Genomic DNA, 18,629 nt, shown 5'->3' on the forward strand with positions numbered 1-18,629 from the left:
GCGGCCGACGCTCAACTGTACGCGACTCGTCGCGGGTTGCTCGACGCGTGAGTGGCTACGGCTCATGGCGTGCCGCATCGATACGGTGCCCGTCGGCGCTTGTGTTTCAGACGGCATGCGTCTCGGCCATGACCGCATGGCCGGCCGGGCTATCCGACGCCGGGCAAGCGATCCTGCCCATCGCGCGTCCGACGCCTGCGCGCGCTCGCTGCGACCGAACCGTCATCGATCCGGCACCCCACACCGTTTCGAGCGCGGCCGGGTTGGCGCGCCCCGCCCCCGGCCGATGCATCGGCTACTTCTGCGTGGGCTGCTCGTGGTCCAGCGTCGCGAACAGTTGATCGAAACGCGCCTTCGCGTCGCGCGGCTGCGCGACGCTGCGCGCCGCGGCCTCGTTGGTCGGGTGTCCCACCACGATCAAGCCGACCATCCCCAACATGTAATGCGGGATGCAGCGATAGCCATAGACGCCAGGTTTGTCGAACTTCACGGTCAGATCTTCACTGATCTTTCCGGAAAAGGCCCCGGCTCCGGCCGGCGCCATGCCGGGAATGCTTTCGACGCCATGCCCGCTGTCCGCGGCAACAAAATGCACGCTGTCGCCCACGTCGATGTGGACGAGGGCCGGCTCGAAGCCCCGTTGACCGTCCGACGCGCGGTTCAGCATCCGAACCTCGACGTCGGCCGCATGCGCGCCCATCGATACCAGTAGCCCCGCACCTGCGATCAGGCGCAGCCATCCGATTTTCTTCATTTCGTCCTCCGATGGACCGGCCACGAAATCGCTTCCGCGGCCGGTCCGATCACGGTATTAGATGCGCTTCAGATCGAAGCGATCGAGGTTCATGACCTTGGTCCACGCAGCGACGAAGTCGCGCACGAACTTCTCGTGCGCATCGTCCGACGCATAGACTTCGGCGACGGCGCGCAGCTCGGAACTGGACCCGAACACCAGATCGACCGGACTTGCCGTCCACCTGAGCGCACCCGTCTTGCGATCGCGCCCTTCGTAAGTCCCGTCGGCGCTCGGCGACTTCTTCCATTCGGTCGACATGTCCAGCAGATTCACGAAGAATTCGTTGCTCAGCGTGCCGGGATGATTCGTCAGGACGCCCAGCTTCGAATGGCCCGTGTTCGCGTCGAGCGCACGCAGGCCGCCCACCAGCACCGTCATCTCCGGCACGGTCAGATCCAGCTTGCTCGCGCGGTCCACCAGCAATTCGGCCGGCGAGCGCTCATTGCCCTTCTGGTAGTAGTTGCGGAACCCATCGGCGGTCGGCTCGAGCACGGCGAACGACGCGACATCCGTCTGCGCCTGCGTCGCATCCACGCGTCCCGGCGCAAACGGCACGGTGATGTCGTAACCGGCCTTGCGGGCCGCATCCTCGACGGCGGCGCTGCCGCCCAGCACGATCAGGTCGGCGAGCGACACCTGCTTGCCGTCCGTTCTGCCCTTGTTGAAGCCGGACTGGATGGCTTCCAGCGACTTCAGCACTTTCGCCACGCTCGCCGGATCGTTCACGGCCCAGCCGTTCTCGGGCGCGAGACGGATGCGCGCGCCATTGGCGCCGCCTCGGTAGTCGGTGCCGCGGAACGACGCCGCCGATGCCCACGCGGTCTTGATCAGCTCCGACTTCGGCAGCCCCGATGCCAGGATTCGGCTCTTCAGATCCGCAATGTCGGCAGCGCCGATCGTCTGGTAGCCGGCGACGGGCAGCGGGTCCTGCCAGATCAGGTCGACCTTGGGCACGTCCTTGCCCAGATAGCGCGCCTTCGGCCCGAGGTCGCGATGCGTCAGCTTGAACCAGGCCTTGGCGAAGGCCAGCTTGAATTCGTCGGGATGCTCCTCGAAGCGCTTCGCGATCTTGCTGTACGCGGGATCGACCTTCAGTGCGATATCGGTCGTGAACATCATCAACGGATGGAGTTTCGACGGATCGTGTGCGTCCGGCACGATGCTCTGCGCATCCTTCGGCATCCACTGGTGCGCACCGGCCGGGCTCTTCGTCAGCACCCAGTCGTGGCCGAGCAGGTTGTCGAGGTACTGCATCGTGAAATGCACCGGATCGACCGACCACGCGCCTTCGAGGCCGCTGGTGATCGTGTCGGCGCCCTTGCCGGTGCCGCACTTGTTGGCCCAGCCGAGACCTTGCGCTTCGACGCCCGCGCCGGCAGGCGCCACGCCGACGCATTTGTCCGGGGAAGCCGCGCCATGCGCCTTGCCGAACGTGTGGCCGCCGGCGATCAGGGCGAGGGTTTCCTCGTCGTTCATCGCCATGCGGCCGAAGGCTTCGCGAATGTCCTGCGCCGCCGCAACGGGATCAGGATTGCCATTCGGACCTTCCGGATTGACGTAAATCAAACCCATTTGGGTCGCAGCGAGCGGCTTTTCGAGTTTGCCGTTCTTGTCGCGGTTATTCGACATGAATTTCGGCCCCGCGCCCCAATAAACCAGATCCGATTGCCAATCGTCTTCACGGCCGCCGCCGAATCCGAAGGTTTGAAAACCCATGGATTCGAGCGCAACATTGCCCGTCAGAACCATCAGGTCGCCCCACGAAATATTCTGGCCATATTTCTTCTTGATCGGCCACAACAAACGGCGAGCTTTATCGAGATTTGCATTATCCGGCCAGCTATTCAGCGGTTCGAATCGCTGCTGTGCGCCGCCGGCGCCGCCGCGGCCGTCGTAGGTGCGATAGGTGCCGGCGCCGTGCCAGGCCATGCGGATGAAGAACGGACCATAGTTGCCGTAGTCGGCGGGCCACCAGTCTTGCGAGGTCGTGAGCGTCGTCCGGATGTCCTTCTTCACGGCCTCGATATCGAGCTTCTGGAATGCCTGCGCGTAGTCGAAATCCTTGCCGTACGGATTCGACTCGACATCGTGCTGACGTAGCGGCGAAAGATCGAGCGTCTCCGGCCACCAGAAGCCATTCGCGCGCGGCGCTCCGTCCGCGCGGGCAGAAATGGAACCGGCGCTCATCGCGATAACGGCGACCGCAGCCAGCACCGATTTTGCGATACGATTTCTTTGCATATGACCTCTCCACAATTGAACGTAATGTTGGAATGCGGGAGGATTGTGATCTTGTAGGGAATTCGTCGGCCAATCGGTAGTATTTATTCCTTCAATTGACCCAGACTATGACGGCGATTCGAATTCGGTCGAATAAAATAAGTCAATCGAATCCATCAAATCGCGTCGCCGGTAGTGCGCGCAATTCAATCAACGTTCGGAAGGGTTTCGAATTGGACGCCGGCGTGGGCCACGATGCGAGTCATCACGAATCGGATGCGAGGAACCGGCTCGATGATTTCGTGGATCGGCAGAGTCATTAGCGTTTGAGCCGTACAGGCGTCACGCCCGCTGTCGATAGAGGCGGCAGCATGGAGTAGCCGTGGAAATTCGCGAAGTTGCACGTCGCGGCTCGAAGCCGTCGTTGCTATCGGCGTTGCAAAGCGCCCGCGCACGGTGACGCGGCGGGTGATCTCGAACGCGGCGACCGACCGGCCGATACGGCAGCTTCAATTGCGCATGGACGACTCGCAGCCCTGAGTGAGGCGCGCCGAACCGTTCATGCGACGAATGTCGGTGCGCAGCGATGCTCGGCGCACGCAGTACCCCGCCTCGACGAAGCGCCGGACTGACCTACCGACCGACCGCCACGTCACTGAAATCCCCGTCCCGCTCCGCGATCAGTGAAAACGTTTATGCGCATAAACTTAAATTTCTTATATCTCTAATAAGAGCGGCAAGCCGGCCGGCGTTGACGACATTTTTACGCGGCCGGCCGCTTTCTTTAGCGCGTGCCTTCCTGGCGCGCGCTACGCTGCAACCGTCACCACTTCCGGGCGCTCGCCATGCTCAAGCTGCTGGTTCCGATCGGTCATTCGCCCCGCTCGCTGCACGCGGTGCGCCACGCGGCCTTTCTGTATCGCGAACGTTGTGCGTCGGAAATCGTGCTGATCAATGTGCAGCCGCCGCTCGAAGCGACACGGCTGGAGGCGTTTCACCCGCTGTCGCGGTTGCGCTCGATCGAGGACAGGTTTGCGTGCGACGATCTGGCGATGGCCGAGCGCGTGCTGCGGGAAGCCGGCGCCAGATACAGCGTGGTGAAGAAGGTCGGGCCGGTGGCCGACACGATCGCGGCCGCAGCGGCCGAGACGGGCTGCGACGAGATCGTCGTGGTCGCGCCGCGGCACGACCCGATTCATGCCCTGCTGTCGATGTTTCGCCGCAGCGTGATGAGCCGGCTGGTCCGGATCTCGAACGTGCCGGTGACGGCCGTCCGATAAGCCGCTGAAGAGAACTGTGCCGGCAGCATCGGTGCGCGGCGCGACGAATCGGTCGTGGACCGGATTCGGCTGGACTTTCGATTCAAGTCGGCGCGGCGATGCGCCGTGACGGACGCGATGCCGTACCGCACCGTCTACACCGCTGCGCTGCGCCTGAGTATGCGTGCGCGCAGCGCCGGCGTGCTTACTTGATGACCTTGCGGACGAACAGCAGATAGGTTGCCAATGAAGACGCGCCCAGCAGGATGACCCACAACGGCGCCATGCTGATCAGTACGGAAGAGACGTTTAGCATTTGGATTCCTCACCATTTCGATAGCGGTGTGCAACGAATGACCGCAGTGCCCGGAGCGGAGCCGCTGCGCGCTCACTCGCCCGCGCATCGTGTTCCACAAACATGCATTCATGCTATCGCTTTGAACGCGCGCGCGACCGTCAGCCCGCGCGCGCATCCTGATATTGGTCAAACTCGCGTCACTCGCGCCGCTGCCGGGACGATCGCGCCCGATTGCGCTGCCGGTGAAAAAAGGACACGACCGATTCCGGCCAGCCGTTTCCGCAGACGTTTACCGGGGGAAGCCCCAAGTGCGGCGCGAGCCGTGCCCGCGTTACGCTCGGGCAACGAGGAGACGAATCATGAGACGAGTCGTGCACATCGCTTTTTTTGCGCTGCTGGCATACCTGATCGGCGATCGCGCGCTGCTGCACGCGCAAGGCCGCGACGCCACGCCGAGTGCGTGCTCGCAGCGCGCCGAGCAGGTGAAATACGACGCGCTCAGCCGCGGCTTCGGCGCCGCGGCTGCCGGCAGCCAAAGCGAGGCGTTCATGTCGGGATGCCTCGTGAGCGGGCGCGCCGATATGGATGCGACTACCGCGTCCCGTTGACGTTCGGTGCGCGGCGTCCGCTGCGGCTCTCGCGCGGACTTCAGTAGCGATCGGCGCTTTTCGTCGGCTTCGGGCTTCGGGCTTCGGGCTTCGGGCTTCGGGCTTCGGGCTTCGGGCTTCGGGCTTCGGGCTTCGGGCTTCGGGCTTCGGGCTTCGGGCTTCCGGCTTCCGGCTTCCGGCTTCCGGCTTCCGGCTTCCGGCTTCCGGCTTCCGGCTTCCGGCTTTCGGCTTTCGGCTTTCGGCTTCCGCGGCTTGCGACTGATGGAGCCGACACCCACATCGCGGTGATACTCGCCCCACTACCCTACTGCGCCCGACGCGGTCGATAGACACGCACGCCGCATCCCTCGGCCGACACGGCCGCCGCTGCCGTTCCGCGCCGCAACCAACGCCCGCGACGCTCACAACACGACGGCCACGCGCCTCCGCCGCGCCGCGTCCCCGATCCCCATCGTTTGTTGTCGACAGCCCACCGCATCGCTCGTCCCGAGCCCCTCGCAGCGACCGCGTACCCCAGGTACACCGATTGCTCCCCGATCGCCATATCCCCACGGGCCGCCAACCTACATGAACGACAACAACTCACTCGATTCCGCCCAAACTCGTCCGCATCGCGGCTCGTGGCTGCGTCGCCTCGGCCCCGGTCTCGTCACCGGCGCCGCCGACGACGACCCTTCCGGCATCGGCACCTACTCGCAGGCCGGCGCGCAATTCGGCCTCGAACTGCTGTGGTCGCTGCTGCTCACCTATCCGCTGATGACGGCCATCCAGCTCGTCAGCGCGCGCATCGGTCGCGTGACGGGCAAGGGGCTCGCCTCGAACATGCGCGCCCACTATCCGCCGTGGCTGCTCTACGCCACCGTGGTGCTGCTGATCGTCGCGAACGTGATCAACATCGCGGCCGACCTCGCGGCGATGGGCGCAGCCGTCAATCTGCTGCTGCACGGTCCGCAGGAACTCTATGTCGTCTTCCTCGGCGCGTTGTCGGCCCTGCTGCAGATCTTCGTGCCGTACGACCGCTATGCGCGCCTGCTCAAATGGACCGCGTTGGCGCTGCTCGCGTATGTCGCAGTCGCGCTGATCGTGCCGGTCGATTGGGGTGAAGTCGGCCGCGCGCTCGTGCGGCCGCGGTTCCAGTTGACCGCGGCGTACCTGACCACGGTCGTCGCCGTGCTCGGCACGACGATCAGCCCCTACCTGTTCTTCTGGCAGGCGTCGCAGGAAGTCGAGGAATTGCGCGCGAAACCGAACCAGAAGTCGTTGCGGCGGGCGCCACACCAGGCGCCCGCGCAACTGCAACGAATCAACTTCGACACCTGGGTCGGCATGGGCGTATCGAACGTCATCGCGTTCTTCATCACGCTCACGGCCGCGGCCACGCTGAACCGGCATCACATCGACGTGAAGACCTCGGCGGATGCCGCGCGCGCGCTCGAACCGATCGCCGGCCACTTCGCGTACATCCTGTTCGCGCTCGGGATCATCGGCACGGGCCTGCTGGCGCTGCCCGTACTCGCCGGATCGGCCGCCTACGCGGCCGCGGGCACGTTCCGCTGGCGCAACAGTCTCGCGCTGAAGGTCGGTGTCGCGCCCGAGTTCTATGCGGTGATCGCGTTGGCGATCATCGGCGGCGTCGCGATCACGTTCATGCATTTCGATCCGATCCGCGCGCTCTACTGGAGCGCGGTCATCAACGGCGTGACCGCCGTGCCGATCATGATCGTGATGATGTTGATGGCGCGCAGCCGACGCATCATGGGCGAGTTCGCGGTCCGGGGCGTGCTGGCCTGGGGCGGCTGGATCGCGACGGCCGCGATGGCGATCGCCGCCACCGGCGTGTTCGTGCCGGGCTGAGCCGCAAGGCCGATCCCGGCGCGCTCGGCGGACGTCTCGTGCGCCGACCTGCCTGCCGACAGGCCGGCGCCGTGTGGAAGAAGGAGGAAGCATCGTGGCGAAACAAAGCGCAGCATCCGCGCGGCTGCCCGCGAGCGACGAACGCGCGCGCACTCTCGAGCGCCTGCGCAGCCGCAAGATGGCGCGCTCGATCCACACGTACACGCGCGGCAGCGCCGAACGCTTCTACGCGTGGCTGGCCGACCATCGAACCGGCACGTTGCCCGACGGCCCCGCGGTGTGGATCTGCGGCGACTGCCATCTCGGCAACCTCGGGCCGGTCGCGGCGAAGACGGGCGAAGTCGCCGTGCAGATACGCGACCTCGACCAGAGCGTGATCGGCAATCCGGTGCACGACCTGCTGCGGCTCGGCTTCTCGCTGGCGACCGCGGCGCGCAGCTCGGATCTGCCCGGCGTCATCACGTGGCACATGATGGAAGCGCTGATCGACGGCTATGCGCTCGCGTTCGATCCGCGGCGTCGCGACGAACTCGCCCGAACGAAGCGCCCGACCGCAGTGAAAATAGCGATGCAGGCGGCGCTGCACCGATCGTGGCGCAAGCTCGAGCGGCAGACGCTGCGCAAACGCGCGCCGCACATTCCGCTCGGCAAGCGCTTCTGGCCGCTGTCCGAAGCCGAGCGGCGCGCCATTCACGTGCTGTTCGAATCGGCTCCGGTGTCTCCGGTCAGCGCCGCGCTCAGTCATGCGGCTTGCGCCAACGCGCGCATGACGGTGCTCGACGCCGCCTACTGGGTCAAGGGATGCAGCTCGCTCGGCCGGCGCCGCTTCGCGGTGATGCTCGAGATCGACGACGGGTGTCCCGATGAGCGCCGCCCCTATCTGATCGACATCAAGGAGGCCACCACGGCCGACGCGCCGAAACAGAGAGGCATACGCATGCCGCAGGATGCCGCGCAGCGCGTGCTCGAAGGCGCGCGGCACGTGTCGCCGATGCTCGGAAGTCGCATGTGCGCGGCGCGCCTCGACGGGCGCCCGGTCGTCATGCGCGAATTGATGCCGCAGGATCTGAAGCTGGACGCCGAACGCCTGTCGGAAGCGGACGCGATCGACGCGGCGCGATATCTTGCGCGCGTGGTCGGACACGCACATGCGATACAGATGGACGACGCGACGCAACGGGCATGGCGTAACGAGTTGCGGAGCCGGCGTCCGAAGACGGTCGACGCACCGTCCTGGCTGTGGCGAAGCATCATCGAATTGATGGCCGCGCATGAGCAGGCGTATCTGGAGCATTGCCGTCGCCATGTGCTGCGGAGGACGGGGCGCTGAATCGTGGCCGCGGGATCACGCGATGCGCGGTGTAGCACGGTGCCGCTTCGGGCCGCGCCATGTCGTGTCGTGTCGCGCACGACCGCACCAGCTCGCGCGCGGCCCGGCCCCACCGTATCGCACACGATCGACCCAGCCGGCCACCCCACCCGATCAACCGCTCGCCGGCCGAATCACGAGCTCGTCGAAGCCGGTACGCGCATCGCGTTCGCGCGAAAATCGATGCGCGGGCAACGATGCAACGAGCAGTTCAACGGTCGTACGCACGACACAGCCGCTCGCGACGTGTCCGCCCGACACGCGCCCGGATGCGTCGGCAACCGTCATGTGCAGGTGCGCGCCGTCCGGCGACACCGAGCCGGCCAGCGTCAGTATTTCGAGGTCGCCGTGCAACTCGGCCGGCGAATCGACGCCCGCATAACGCACGCGCGCGACGCTGAGACTGCCGATGCCCTGCAGCACGAACGCCGCATGAACATCGAGCCGACGCAACGCGTGCTCGATCGACGCGCGCAGATCGTCACCGGGAGACAGACGTAAAGGAAGGGCTTGCATGGTCGATCACCTGCTCGAGAGCCTCGGTATCGACGCAGCGTACGTGCGCCCGCGCAATCCGGCAAGCCGCTGCCGGACCGCACGACGTACGCGCATCACACGGTGAAGCGCTCGCTGGCGAACTGCGCGGCCGGCAGGCCGGCCGCTGCGGCTGCTTCACGCGCGCCCTCGACGAGCGGCGGCGGCCCGCACACGTAGAGGTCCGGCGACACGTCGGCCTGCGCGAGCGCCGCGCGCAATCCATCGACCGGCGTGCCGTGGAGTCCGGCCCATTGCGGGCCGGGCCGCCACACGCACAGGTCGACCCGCAACTGCGGCAAGTCGGCCTGCAGCCGCTCCAGCTCGTCGAGCAGGAACAGCTCGCTTTCCTCATTGACGCCGAAGAACAGCCGCGCGTCTGCGAGCTCCTGATACTCGGCCATGCGCCTGAGCATCGACAGGATCGGCGCGAGCCCCGTGCCGCCCGCGACGAACCAGCGCGGCCGCAAGCTATCCGCGAACAGTCCGAAGCCGCCCATCGGCACGCGCACCGTCAGCGCATCCCCGAGCCGTGCGCGCTCGCGCAGATAGGTGGAGAACCAGCCGCCCGGCCGCAGCCGGATCAGGAATTCCAGGCGGCCGTCCCAGTTGCTCGTATTCGCGAGCGAATACGGGCGGCGCAGGCCGCTGCCCGGCACCTCCAGCTCCGCGAACTGGCCGGCCTCGAATTCCGCCGCCGCGCCGAACACGTCGTCGGGCTCGATCTGCAGCTCGACGCGCATCGTGTCCCGCGCGATCGTGTCGAGCGTCACGATGCGCGCCGTGCGCACCGGCACCGGCTGCAGCAGCACCTTGCTGCGGTCGTACGGTGCGGCGACCCGCAGATCGCCGAGCGGCGTCGTCCGGCACAGCAGCACCGCGCCGGATTGGCCTGCCGCAAGCGCGTCGGCGCTGTGCCCCTGCATCTCGTACGGGCCGTCGACGACGGTGGCCTGGCACGCGCCGCAACTGCCGCGCCGGCATTGCGACGGCAGCGTGATGTCGGCCTGCGCAGCGGCGGCGAGCACGTCCTGGCCCGGTTCGCAGTCGAAGCCGAACGGCTCGCCGTCGCGCGTCGTGATCTCGATCCGATAGCTCATCGAATCATCCCGCTCACGCTGCCTGGCGCGACAGCGCAGCGGCGAGGTCCGCACTGGCGTCGCCGATCGGCTGGATGCCGAACTGATCGACCAGCACGTTGAGCACGCCGGGCGTGATGAACGCCGGAAGCGTCGGTCCGAGCCGGATGTTGCGGATGCCGAGCGCGAGCAGCGTCAGCAGCACGGCCGCGGCCTTCTGCTCGAACCACGAGATGACGAGCGACAGCGGCAGGTCGTTCACGCCGCATTCGAATGCGTCCGCGAGCGCCGTCGCGATGCGGATCGCCGAATAGCTGTCGTTGCACTGCCCGACGTCGAGCAGACGTGGAATGCCGCCGATATCGCCGAACGCGTGCCGGTTGAAGCGGTACTTGTTGCAGCCGAGCGTCATCACGACCGTGTCGTCCGGCGCCTGCTCCGCGAACTCGGTGTAGTAGTTGCGTCCCGGCGCCGCGCCGTCGCAGCCGCCGATCAGGAAGAAGTGGCGAATCTGGCCGGCCTTCACCGCGTCGATCACCTTGTCGGCCACGCCGAGCACCGCATGACGGCCGAAGCCGACGGTGATGGTCTCCTCGGGCGCGGTGGCCGGGAAGCCGGGCAGCGCCTGCGCGGCACGGATCAGCGTCGAGAAATCGTGATGTTCGAGGTGCCGCACGCCGGGCCAGCCGACCGGCCCCGTCGTGAAGATCCGCTGCCGGTATTGCGGCAGCGGCTCGATGATGCAGTTGGACGTCATCAGGATCGGGCCGGGGAAGTGCGCGAAATCGCTCTGCTGATCCTGCCACGCGCCGCCGTAGTTGCCGACCAGATGCGGAAACGCCTTGAGCGCCGGATACGCATGCGCGGGCAGCATCTCGCCGTGCGTGTACACGTTGATGCCGGTGCCCGCCGTCTGTTCGAGCAGCGCATGCAGATCGCCGAGGTCGTGGCCCGACACGAGGATCGCCTTGCCGGCCACCGGCGACACGCGCACGGCGCTCGGCTGTTGCGCGCCGAAGCGGCCGGTGTTCGCGCTGTCGAGCAGCTCCATCACCGTCAGGTTCAGCCGGCCGAGATCGAGCGCCTGCTCGAGCAATGCGTTCACGTCGGTCGGGTCGGTCGCGAGAAACGCGAGCGCCGCTTCGATGCCTTCGTAGATGTCGTCGCGTTCGTAGCCGAGCACGCGTGCATGGTGTGCATATGCGCACACACCCTTCAGCCCGTACAGCACCAGTGCGCGCAGCCCGACGATGTCGGCGCCCACCGTATCGAGGCCCGCGTCGATGCCGACGGCCGCTGCCTGCTTCAGCAGACCGGGCAGATCGTCCGCCGGCTGCCACGCTGCCGGACCCTGCAGCGCCGGCAGCGCCGCGCCCGTGGCGCGCGCCTGCGCGTCGCATGCGGCCTTCACGCGGTCGCGCGTCTGCGCCGCTTCCCGCAGCAGCGCGACGAAGCGCGCGGCGTGGAAGTTCACGTTGGTCAGCGTCGTGAACATCGCGTACAGCACGAACCGGTCGGCTTCGCGGTCGCGCACGCCCATCGTGCGCGCGAGTGCGCCGTACTGCGCGATGCCCTTCACCGCATGGATCAGCAGATCCTGCAGGTCGGCAGTCGTCTCGTCCTTGCCGCAGTTGCCCTTCGCCGTTGCACAGCCGGGCCGTGCGCCGGTCCGGTCGGTCTGTTCGCATTGATAGCAAAACACGGTGCTCTCCTTTGTCGATCATGGGGACGCGGGTCGGTGCGTCGGCGCCGCAAATCGTGTTTCGGCCGCCGGGCGCTACGCCCGCTTCAAGATGCGTTCTTTATGCATCTTTTTCATGATCTTTCGGCGCAGCATCTGCCACCCTGACGCAGATCAAAAAAGCACACGTGTGGGACAACTTGTCGCTATGACTGCGCGCCGGCCGGTTCGGCGGGCGCGTCGTCGGCTTCGCCTTCGCTGAATTCGATGCCCCAGTCGCCGTAGCGATACCAGTCTTCGCCGAGCGATTCGCATGGATGCTGCGTGCGACTGCAGCCGTTGCCGCAACGCATCGCATCCGTCGGGCAGTAGTTGTCGCACCCCCAGCAGATCCGCTCCGGATGCGCCGGGTGCAGCGCGAATTTCTTGGCCATGATGCGTTGTCCTGAAGTCGGTGGGTACGCTACCGTCCGACTCTAGTACGCACACCGCACGATGCCGATGCGACATTCGTTCGCAGCGCAGAGGCGGGATCGATGGCGCGTGCGGAGGCCGTTTCGGTGTTGCTCAGGATGGACCGCGCTCGTCATGTCGCGCGACGTCTCGTCACGGCGTACGCGTGTCCGACGCCGCCACGGCTTGCGGATTCGCGATCAGTTGCAAGCGCACGCGCAGCGGCTGCAGCATGTCCGGCGGCGGCGCTTCGGCGAGCGCTCGCGCGACGAGCAACTGACGCAGCGCCGCGTCCGCATCGGCCGAGCCGAGCGTCGCGAAATCCACTCGTGTGACCACGCCGTTCGCACCGATCCATGCGCGTATCGCGATCGGCGACGGCGCATCGGCGCTCACATCCGGGCCGCGCGCTTCGAGATAACGATGCAGCCGCTGCGACGCGTCTCCACCCGCTTCGAGCCACATCTCGAACTGATGCCCGACCAACTGGGCATATGTGACCCACGACTGCGGCACGTCGGTGGTCTGTGCGGCGACCGACGTGCACACGGCCAGCAGCGCCGCGCAAACGCCTGCGCGCAACCATCCGGATACCGTCCCTACCCGCGTTCGCGTCATCCCGCCTCCCGTTCCATGTGTATCGCTCGCGTGCGCGAACGGCGCGCATCGCACCGCGTCGGCCTGCGCGTTCATCCTGCCCCGATCGGCACATACAGCCGCGTGCCGCCGCGTTGCACGAGCAGCGCGACGTTGCCGTGCGCGGCGTCCATCGCGGCCATCAACGTGTCGATGCTCGCGACCGTCGCGCCGTTGACCGACAGCACGACGTCGCCCGGCTGCAACCCCGCGCGCGCCGCCTGACCGCTCGCCCGTTCGACGACGAGCGCCTGGCCCACGCCGAGCCGCCGCCGTTCGCGGTCGGTCGCGGCGCGCAGCACGAGCCCGAAGCGGGCCGGTCCGCGCGCGACGCCGGCCGGCGCCGCCCCGCTGTCGAACGCGCCGACCGTCGCGCCGACATGCATCGCCCGCCCCGCGCGCCACAGGAGCAGATCGACCTGCCGCCCGGCCCGCATGCCGGCGATCGTGCCGAGCAGATCCGCCGATTCGGCGACCGCGTTGCCGTCCACCGCGAGCACGACGTCGCCCGCCTGCAATCCCGCCTGCGCGGCCGGGCCGTCGGGCTCGACCATCGTGATCAGCGCACCGTCCGGGCCCGGGAGGCCGAACGAGCGCGCGAGCGCGCGGCTCACTTCCTGCACGGCCACGCCGAGCCGGCCGCGCACGACCTTGCCGGTGCGCAGCAACTGGTCCTTCACGTCGAGCGCGATATCGATCGGGATCGCGAACGCGAGCCCCTGATAGCCGCCCGTCTTCGAGAAGATCATCGAATTGATCGCGATCACGCGGCCGTCGAGATCGAACAGCGGCCCGCCCGAATTGCCGGGATTGATCGGCACGTCGGTCTGGATGAACGGAATCGCGCGCTCGCCGGGCAACGAGCGCGACTTCGCGCTGACGATGCCCTGCGTGACCGTATTGGCAAACCCGTACGGCGATCCGATCGCCATCACCCAGTCGCCGACCTCGGTGCGTGCCGGATCGCCGGTCGCGACGACCGGCAGGTTGTGCGCGTCGATACGGATCACCGCGACGTCGGACAGCGGATCGCTGCCGAGCACGCGGCCCGTGAACTCGCGCTTGTCGGTGAGCTTCACGTCGACGCTCGTTGCGTCGCCGACTACGTGCCGGTTCGTGAGGATCACGCCGTCCGCGTCGACGATGAAGCCGGAGCCGAGGCTCACCTCCTCGCGGTTGCCGATCACGCGCCGCGCGAGAAACGGCGCGAGCGGATGGTCGGGTGCGATGCCGGGCGGCAGCTGGATGCCCATCTGCGCGACTTCGCGCGTGACGCTGATGTTGACGACGGTCGGGCCCACGCGCCGCACGAGCGCCGCGAAGTTCGGCAGTGCGACGGTTGCGGATGTGCGGTTGTTCGTGGCGATGGGGCTGCGCTCGGTTGGCGCGGTCGTCGTGGCGGCCGTGGGAGCCGTGGAAGCCGCGGAAGCCGCGGAAATCGCGGAAATCGCGGAAATCGCGGAAGTCGTGGAAGTCGTGGAAGTCGTCGGAGCCGTGGCAACCGTGGCAGCCCTGCCAACTGTGATAGCCGCAATCCCCGCGCACGCGAGCACGAGCCCACCCGTCAGCGCTCGCAGCAACGTGGCGCGGCCCGCCTTCATGCGCATGCGCATGGCATCGCTGCGCGCCGGCCGCCGATACCGCGCGATCATCGCTTCGGCGGCACCGCGACCGGCGCGTCGGGCCGCTGCGGCGTCGCCGAGCGGCCCCAGTTCGAGCCGAAGCGGTTGCGTTCGGTCGACAGGTTGAACGTGCCGAGGCGGTTCGACGGCTGCTTCGACAGCCGTTCGGCATCGGTCTGCGGTGCGCCGCCCGGTTGCGCGTCGGACGCCGGCTTCAGTTGCCGGCTCAGGCAGTCATAGGACAGCGCGCGCTTGCCGTCGACTTCCGCATCGACGCACACCGGCTTCCCAGCTGAACCAGGCTCGGCAGCCGCCGCGCCGCCGCCCTGCGCGTGCGCGCCCGCGGCCTGCAGCACACATGCGATCGTCATCGTCACTCCAAGTCTTCTGTTCATCCGTCCTCCGTGGATCGTGGCCGGTTCGCCTGCATCCGCGCGCTCATGCGCGCACCGCGCGCGCGACCGGTTGCGCCAGAAAGCGCGCGAACGCCGCGCGCTCGGCCGCGCCGACCGCTGGCTCGTGCGCATCCGCGCGTTGCACCCAGACGTCGCGCATCCCGTCGATCGGTTGCCACGCGAGCACCTGCGCGCCGGTCGGATACGGCGTGACGACGGGCTCGCGATAGTCGACGCGAAAGAGCCGCGGCGCATCGCCGCCCGCGGTCCACAAATCGCCGACGTCACGCACGCTCGCGTCGAACCAGAAACGCACCCAGCGCGCCGTCGGGGCGAGCGCGGCAGCGCCGCGCGCGACGGCCGGTGGTGTGTCGGCAGACGGTGTATCCGCAGACGGCGCGACGGCAGACGACGTATCGGCACACCGCGCACCAGAAGACGGCGTGACAGCGGACGGCGCATCGGCAAATCGCGCACCAGAAGACGGCGTGACAGCGGACGACGCATCGGCAAACCGCGCAACAGCACACGCCACATCACCAGCCGCTGTATCCGCCCGCACCGCATCCCCACCCACCACCTCCGGCACGCGCATAAACCCCGCCAGCACGAGCAGCACGGCCGCCAGATCGTCGTCGCGCAACATCCGGTACGACCACAGATCCGCGACGTCCGCGCACGCGATCACCGCGATGAAGCGCTCGATCGTCAGCGCGGGCCACACATGCCGCATCGATGCGTAATGACACGCCCACCGCGCGACGAACCGCGCGCGATGACGCGCCGCGACCTCCACATCGCGCGACCCGCGGATCGCGAGCTCATCCGGTTGATATTGCCGCGTCGTCAGCACGCATTGCGCGGAGCAACGCGCGCTGCGGTGCCGCGCATAGCCGCCCGCGCCGGGCAGCGGCTCGAGCGCGCCGAAGCACAGCGGACAATGCGTCGGCCATTCGCCGCGGCGGCTCGGCCACGGCGTCGCCTTCGGCAGGCGCGGACGATCGGACGCGACGGCCGCGCGCCGCCGCTCCGGCGTGCGCGCATCGGGAGCCGCGACCGGCGGCGTCGGACGGACAGTTGCCATGGCGGCCTACCGGGCAGCGGCGAGCGCTTTCTTCAGCGCGTCTTCGTTGATCGGCGCGTTCGCGGCAAGGTTCGCGAGATACGTGCGCGCATTCTGCTGCGTGCGCTGCGCGCGCAGCATCGTGCGCAGCGGCTCCTTCACGTCGGCCAGCGGACGCGGCGCAGCCGCGCGCACGTCGATCAGCTTCACGACATGAAAACCCGACGGCGTGCGAACCGGCGCGGACACCTGCCCGGGCTTCAGCGCGTCGGCCGCCTGCCGCACGGCCGGCAGCATCAGCGAATCCGGTACGAAACCGAGATCGCCGCCGTTCGCCGCGCTCGCGGCGTCCTGCGAATTCGCCCGCGCAAGCGCCGCGAAATCGCCGCTGCGCGCGCGGTTCGCGAGATCGGCCGCCCGTTTGCGAGCGGCTTCCAGCGTCGCGGCGTCCGCGTTCGACGGCACCGCGAGGTAGATCTGGGCGACGTGCAGCGCACGCGGCGTAGTGAGCGCCGTGCGGTTCTGCTCGTATGCGGACTGGATCTCGGCATCGGACGGATAGTCGGCAGGCGGCGCACTGACGGATGCGAGATAACTGCGCGCGACGATGTCGCGCCGCGCCTGCTCGATCGCCGCCTGCACCTGCGCGTCCTTCTCCCAGCCTTTCGACTTCGCCTCGGCGAGCACCGCCTTCTGCGCGAGCGTCGCGCGCACGACCTGGTCGAGCGCCGCCGGGTCGGCAGCGAGCCGCTCGCGGCCTTCGGCGTTCACCGCCTTCAGCACGCCGGCGATATCGGCCTGCGTGACCGACGCCTGCGCGACGCTCGCGATCACGTCGTCCTGCGCATGCGCGGCGAGCGGTGCGGCCAGCAGCAAGCCGGCCGTCACGAGCGCCCGCGTCTTCATCTTCGTCATCATCGCTGCACCGCCCTCTCGGTTGCTGTTCAAGTGCGCACGCCGCCGGTCGCACGACATGCGCGTCGCCACGTTCATCGCCGCATCGCCCTAGCGCACGCTCGACAGCGTCATGCGCAACACGATCGGCTGCGTCATGCCGTGCGGCGGCGCACTGCCGACCGCGCGGCCCACGAGCGCGTCGCGCAGCGCGGCATCGACCGCAGGATCGCCGGCCGGCACGCTATCGACGCGCGTCACGTGCCCGCGCCCGTCGAGCCACGCACGTATCGGCAGCACCGGCCGGTCGTCGCCGGTATCGGCGAGCCGATCGGCCCAGCGCCCGACATCCGCGCGCACCCGGCACGCGACGGCATCGTCGCCGTCGAGCACCGCCTGCAGGCGCCGCGACACGCACTCCGCATACGCGACCCAGACGGCCGGCGCCGCGTCGCTCGCAGCGGGCAGCGCATGCGGCGGCAGCAGCGCACGCAGCGCGGCACCGATCCGACGTCCCACGCGTGCGCTCGCGGCGATCATGACGGCACCGCGGCCCCGGACGACGCCGTCACGGCAGCCGGCGCATCCGGACGGTCGGCGTCGGCCGCACGGGCCGCCGCTTCCTGCTCGGCGAGCGTCGGACGGTCGCGCAGATGCAGCAGGAATTCCTGGATCAGCCGGTCCCACAGCTCGACCGTCGAGCGCAGATGGCGCTCGGACACGCCGCCCGCGACCACCACGTCCATCTCGAGCGCGAGAAACGCGCCGTGGCTCGCGAGACGCGCGAAGCGCTTGGTCCGGTTCCAGTTCGCCACCAGTTCGGCCGGCAACTCGCCTTGCACCTGCAACACGCAGGACAGCGTGTAGTCGAGGTAGACGATCCGCGCGGCGTCGATGGCCGGCGGCACGCCTACGGCCGGATTGCCGAAGCGCACCGCGAAGCCGACGCCCTGGCTCGCGCTCATCAGCTGCATCGCACCGTTCTGTTCGGCCACCGTCACGCGATAGCCCGCGCGTCGCAGGATCTCGGCGAGCCGCTCGGCGCTGACGGCTTCGATCGGCGCATCGTGTGCCGCGCGTTCGTCGGCGGTGTTGGTTTGCTCATGTTCCATGTCTGTGTTCCCGGTATTCAACGAATCGATCGGTTCGGGCCGGCGCCGGCTCGCGGTCACTGCCCGCTCGCACTTGCACCGGCGCTCGCGGCCGATGCGGCGGCCGCCGACGCGGGCGCCGCAGCCGGCGCGCGTGCGGCCGCGTCGTACTTGCCCGCATACAGCGCATCGCCGTAGCGTTGCGCGAGCTCGTCGTACCTGACGCGCGCCGACTGCGCGAACGGCTGGCGCGACGCGAAGAACGTGCCGATGCCGACATGCTCGTACGCGTCGAGGATCTCGTGCCCGACGCGATACAGCGCCGCATTGTGGGCCTCGCAGGTTTTCAGTTGCGTGTCACGCGCGGCGAGATCCTGCTGCGCCTGCACATGCTGCGCATCGCGCGTACGCGACACGGCGAGCAAATCGTCGTACGACGCCTTGTACTTCGCGAGCGAGCGCGCATCCTGCTCGCGCGCCGCCCGTTCGGCCGCCAGCGCGCGCTTCGCGGCCGCTTCGGCGCCCGTGTCGCCGCGTGCGGCCGCGAGCTGGGCCTGCGCCGCCTTCAACTGGGCGAGCGCGTCGTCGCGCTGCTTCTCAGCGGCCGCCTTGTCGGCCTGCAACTGCGCCTGGTTGTCCTGCAGCTGGCGCAACTCCTGCACGGTCGAGCGCAGCTGGCTGCGCAGCTTGTCGTCGATGCTCTGCGCATGCGCTGCGCCGGCCGCCAGCAGCAGCACGCCCGCGAGCATCGTGCGATAGGTCGTGTTCATGCGCGGC

Annotated in this window: 18 protein-coding genes; 4 read left to right on the forward strand and 14 right to left on the reverse strand. The window is 68.1% G+C overall.

The features are described from left to right. Window positions 1–295 precede the first annotated feature (295 nt). Window positions 296–754, reverse strand: coding sequence for a pseudoazurin (locus MYA_RS22925; protein ID WP_034195228.1), 459 nt, complete (start codon window positions 752–754; stop codon window positions 296–298). 57 nt (window positions 755–811) lie between these two features. Beyond that, on the reverse strand, window positions 812–3,037 hold the full coding sequence (gene katG, locus MYA_RS22930; protein ID WP_014725263.1) for a catalase/peroxidase HPI: 2,226 nt from the start codon (window positions 3,035–3,037) through the stop codon (window positions 812–814). Window positions 3,038–3,861: 824 nt separating this feature from the next. On the opposite strand from katG, the gene MYA_RS22935 reads away from it, so the two are divergent. The 4 genes from MYA_RS22935 to MYA_RS22950 all read left to right on the forward strand — a co-directional run bounded on the left by MYA_RS22935 (window position 3,862) and on the right by MYA_RS22950 (window position 8,365). Continuing rightward, a complete protein-coding gene (locus MYA_RS22935) occupies window positions 3,862–4,296 on the forward strand; it encodes a universal stress protein (RefSeq protein WP_014725264.1) in 435 nt (144 codons plus the stop codon). Window positions 4,297–4,932: 636 nt separating this feature from the next. Continuing rightward, a complete protein-coding gene (locus MYA_RS22940; protein WP_014725266.1) occupies window positions 4,933–5,181 on the forward strand; it encodes a hypothetical protein in 249 nt (82 codons plus the stop codon). Between the two features lie 567 nt (window positions 5,182–5,748). After that, window positions 5,749–7,035 (forward strand): Nramp family divalent metal transporter, encoded by a 1,287-nt coding sequence (locus MYA_RS22945; RefSeq protein WP_014725267.1) that lies wholly within the window; start codon window positions 5,749–5,751, stop codon window positions 7,033–7,035. 94 nt (window positions 7,036–7,129) lie between these two features. Beyond that, window positions 7,130–8,365: a DUF2252 family protein gene (locus MYA_RS22950; RefSeq protein ID WP_014725268.1), complete on the forward strand. Its 1,236-nt coding sequence runs from the start codon at window positions 7,130–7,132 to the stop codon at window positions 8,363–8,365. Between the two features lie 153 nt (window positions 8,366–8,518). Here MYA_RS22950 and MYA_RS22955 read toward each other — a convergent pair whose 3' ends face one another. The 12 genes from MYA_RS22955 to MYA_RS23010 form a co-directional block, all read right to left on the reverse strand. Then, the gene (locus MYA_RS22955) at window positions 8,519–8,920 is read right to left on the reverse strand and encodes a PPC domain-containing DNA-binding protein (RefSeq protein ID WP_011882493.1); all 402 of its coding nucleotides are present in this window, start codon (window positions 8,918–8,920) and stop codon (window positions 8,519–8,521) included. Between the two features lie 95 nt (window positions 8,921–9,015). Then, window positions 9,016–10,038 carry a 2Fe-2S iron-sulfur cluster-binding protein gene (locus tag MYA_RS22960; protein WP_011882494.1) on the reverse strand — a complete coding sequence of 341 codons (1,023 nt, stop codon included), beginning with the start codon at window positions 10,036–10,038 and terminating at the stop codon, window positions 9,016–9,018. 13 nt (window positions 10,039–10,051) lie between these two features. After that, the gene (gene hcp / locus MYA_RS22965; protein ID WP_014725269.1) at window positions 10,052–11,719 is read right to left on the reverse strand and encodes a hydroxylamine reductase; all 1,668 of its coding nucleotides are present in this window, start codon (window positions 11,717–11,719) and stop codon (window positions 10,052–10,054) included. A gap of 185 nt (window positions 11,720–11,904) precedes the next feature. After that, on the reverse strand, window positions 11,905–12,132 hold the full coding sequence (locus MYA_RS22970; RefSeq protein WP_011882496.1) for a DUF3079 domain-containing protein: 228 nt from the start codon (window positions 12,130–12,132) through the stop codon (window positions 11,905–11,907). A gap of 172 nt (window positions 12,133–12,304) precedes the next feature. Beyond that, the gene (locus MYA_RS22975; protein WP_226147740.1) at window positions 12,305–12,733 is read right to left on the reverse strand and encodes a YbaB/EbfC family DNA-binding protein; all 429 of its coding nucleotides are present in this window, start codon (window positions 12,731–12,733) and stop codon (window positions 12,305–12,307) included. A 107-nt stretch (window positions 12,734–12,840) separates the two neighbouring features. Then, window positions 12,841–14,439 carry a Do family serine endopeptidase gene (locus tag MYA_RS22980; protein WP_014725272.1) on the reverse strand — a complete coding sequence of 533 codons (1,599 nt, stop codon included), beginning with the start codon at window positions 14,437–14,439 and terminating at the stop codon, window positions 12,841–12,843. After that, on the reverse strand, window positions 14,436–14,780 hold the full coding sequence (locus MYA_RS22985) for a hypothetical protein (RefSeq protein WP_014725273.1): 345 nt from the start codon (window positions 14,778–14,780) through the stop codon (window positions 14,436–14,438). Before MYA_RS22985 ends, MYA_RS22980 begins: the two co-directional genes overlap by 4 nt. A 67-nt stretch (window positions 14,781–14,847) precedes the next feature. Further along, complete coding sequence (locus tag MYA_RS22990) at window positions 14,848–15,888, reverse strand: hypothetical protein (RefSeq protein WP_014725274.1); 1,041 nt, start codon at window positions 15,886–15,888, stop codon at window positions 14,848–14,850. Between the two features lie 6 nt (window positions 15,889–15,894). Next, window positions 15,895–16,785 (reverse strand): peptidylprolyl isomerase, encoded by an 891-nt coding sequence (locus tag MYA_RS22995; protein ID WP_014725275.1) that lies wholly within the window; start codon window positions 16,783–16,785, stop codon window positions 15,895–15,897. An 87-nt stretch (window positions 16,786–16,872) separates the two neighbouring features. Beyond that, a complete protein-coding gene (locus MYA_RS23000; RefSeq protein WP_238539589.1) occupies window positions 16,873–17,280 on the reverse strand; it encodes a hypothetical protein in 408 nt (135 codons plus the stop codon). Between the two features lie 17 nt (window positions 17,281–17,297). Beyond that, window positions 17,298–17,873 carry a YbjN domain-containing protein gene (locus MYA_RS23005; RefSeq protein WP_014725277.1) on the reverse strand — a complete coding sequence of 192 codons (576 nt, stop codon included), beginning with the start codon at window positions 17,871–17,873 and terminating at the stop codon, window positions 17,298–17,300. A 56-nt stretch (window positions 17,874–17,929) separates the two neighbouring features. Beyond that, entirely contained in the window at window positions 17,930–18,622 is a 693-nt protein-coding gene (locus MYA_RS23010) for a hypothetical protein (protein ID WP_014725278.1), read from the reverse strand. Between the last annotated feature and the right edge of the window lie 7 nt (window positions 18,623–18,629).

It is taken from the genome of Burkholderia sp. KJ006 (assembly GCF_000262695.1).
Taxonomy (GTDB): Bacteria; Pseudomonadota; Gammaproteobacteria; order Burkholderiales; family Burkholderiaceae; genus Burkholderia; species Burkholderia vietnamiensis.

Coding starts and splice junctions, on each gene's coding strand:
- MYA_RS22970 (WP_011882496.1), bottom strand. CDS start 12,132: ATGGCCAAGAAATTCGCGCTGCACCCGGCGCATCCGGAGCGGATCTGC.
- MYA_RS23010 (WP_014725278.1), bottom strand. CDS start 18,622: ATGAACACGACCTATCGCACGATGCTCGCGGGCGTGCTGCTGCTGGCG.
- MYA_RS22935 (WP_014725264.1), top strand. CDS start 3,862: ATGCTCAAGCTGCTGGTTCCGATCGGTCATTCGCCCCGCTCGCTGCAC.
- MYA_RS22990 (WP_014725274.1), bottom strand. CDS start 15,888: ATGGCAACTGTCCGTCCGACGCCGCCGGTCGCGGCTCCCGATGCGCGC.
- katG (WP_014725263.1), bottom strand. CDS start 3,037: ATGCAAAGAAATCGTATCGCAAAATCGGTGCTGGCTGCGGTCGCCGTT.
- MYA_RS22960 (WP_011882494.1), bottom strand. CDS start 10,038: ATGAGCTATCGGATCGAGATCACGACGCGCGACGGCGAGCCGTTCGGC.
- MYA_RS22945 (WP_014725267.1), top strand. CDS start 5,749: ATGAACGACAACAACTCACTCGATTCCGCCCAAACTCGTCCGCATCGC.
- MYA_RS22980 (WP_014725272.1), bottom strand. CDS start 14,439: ATGATCGCGCGGTATCGGCGGCCGGCGCGCAGCGATGCCATGCGCATG.
- MYA_RS23005 (WP_014725277.1), bottom strand. CDS start 17,873: ATGGAACATGAGCAAACCAACACCGCCGACGAACGCGCGGCACACGAT.
- MYA_RS22925 (WP_034195228.1), bottom strand. CDS start 754: ATGAAGAAAATCGGATGGCTGCGCCTGATCGCAGGTGCGGGGCTACTG.
- MYA_RS22985 (WP_014725273.1), bottom strand. CDS start 14,780: ATGACGATCGCATGTGTGCTGCAGGCCGCGGGCGCGCACGCGCAGGGC.
- MYA_RS22995 (WP_014725275.1), bottom strand. CDS start 16,785: ATGATGACGAAGATGAAGACGCGGGCGCTCGTGACGGCCGGCTTGCTG.
- MYA_RS22940 (WP_014725266.1), top strand. CDS start 4,933: ATGAGACGAGTCGTGCACATCGCTTTTTTTGCGCTGCTGGCATACCTG.
- MYA_RS22955 (WP_011882493.1), bottom strand. CDS start 8,920: ATGCAAGCCCTTCCTTTACGTCTGTCTCCCGGTGACGATCTGCGCGCG.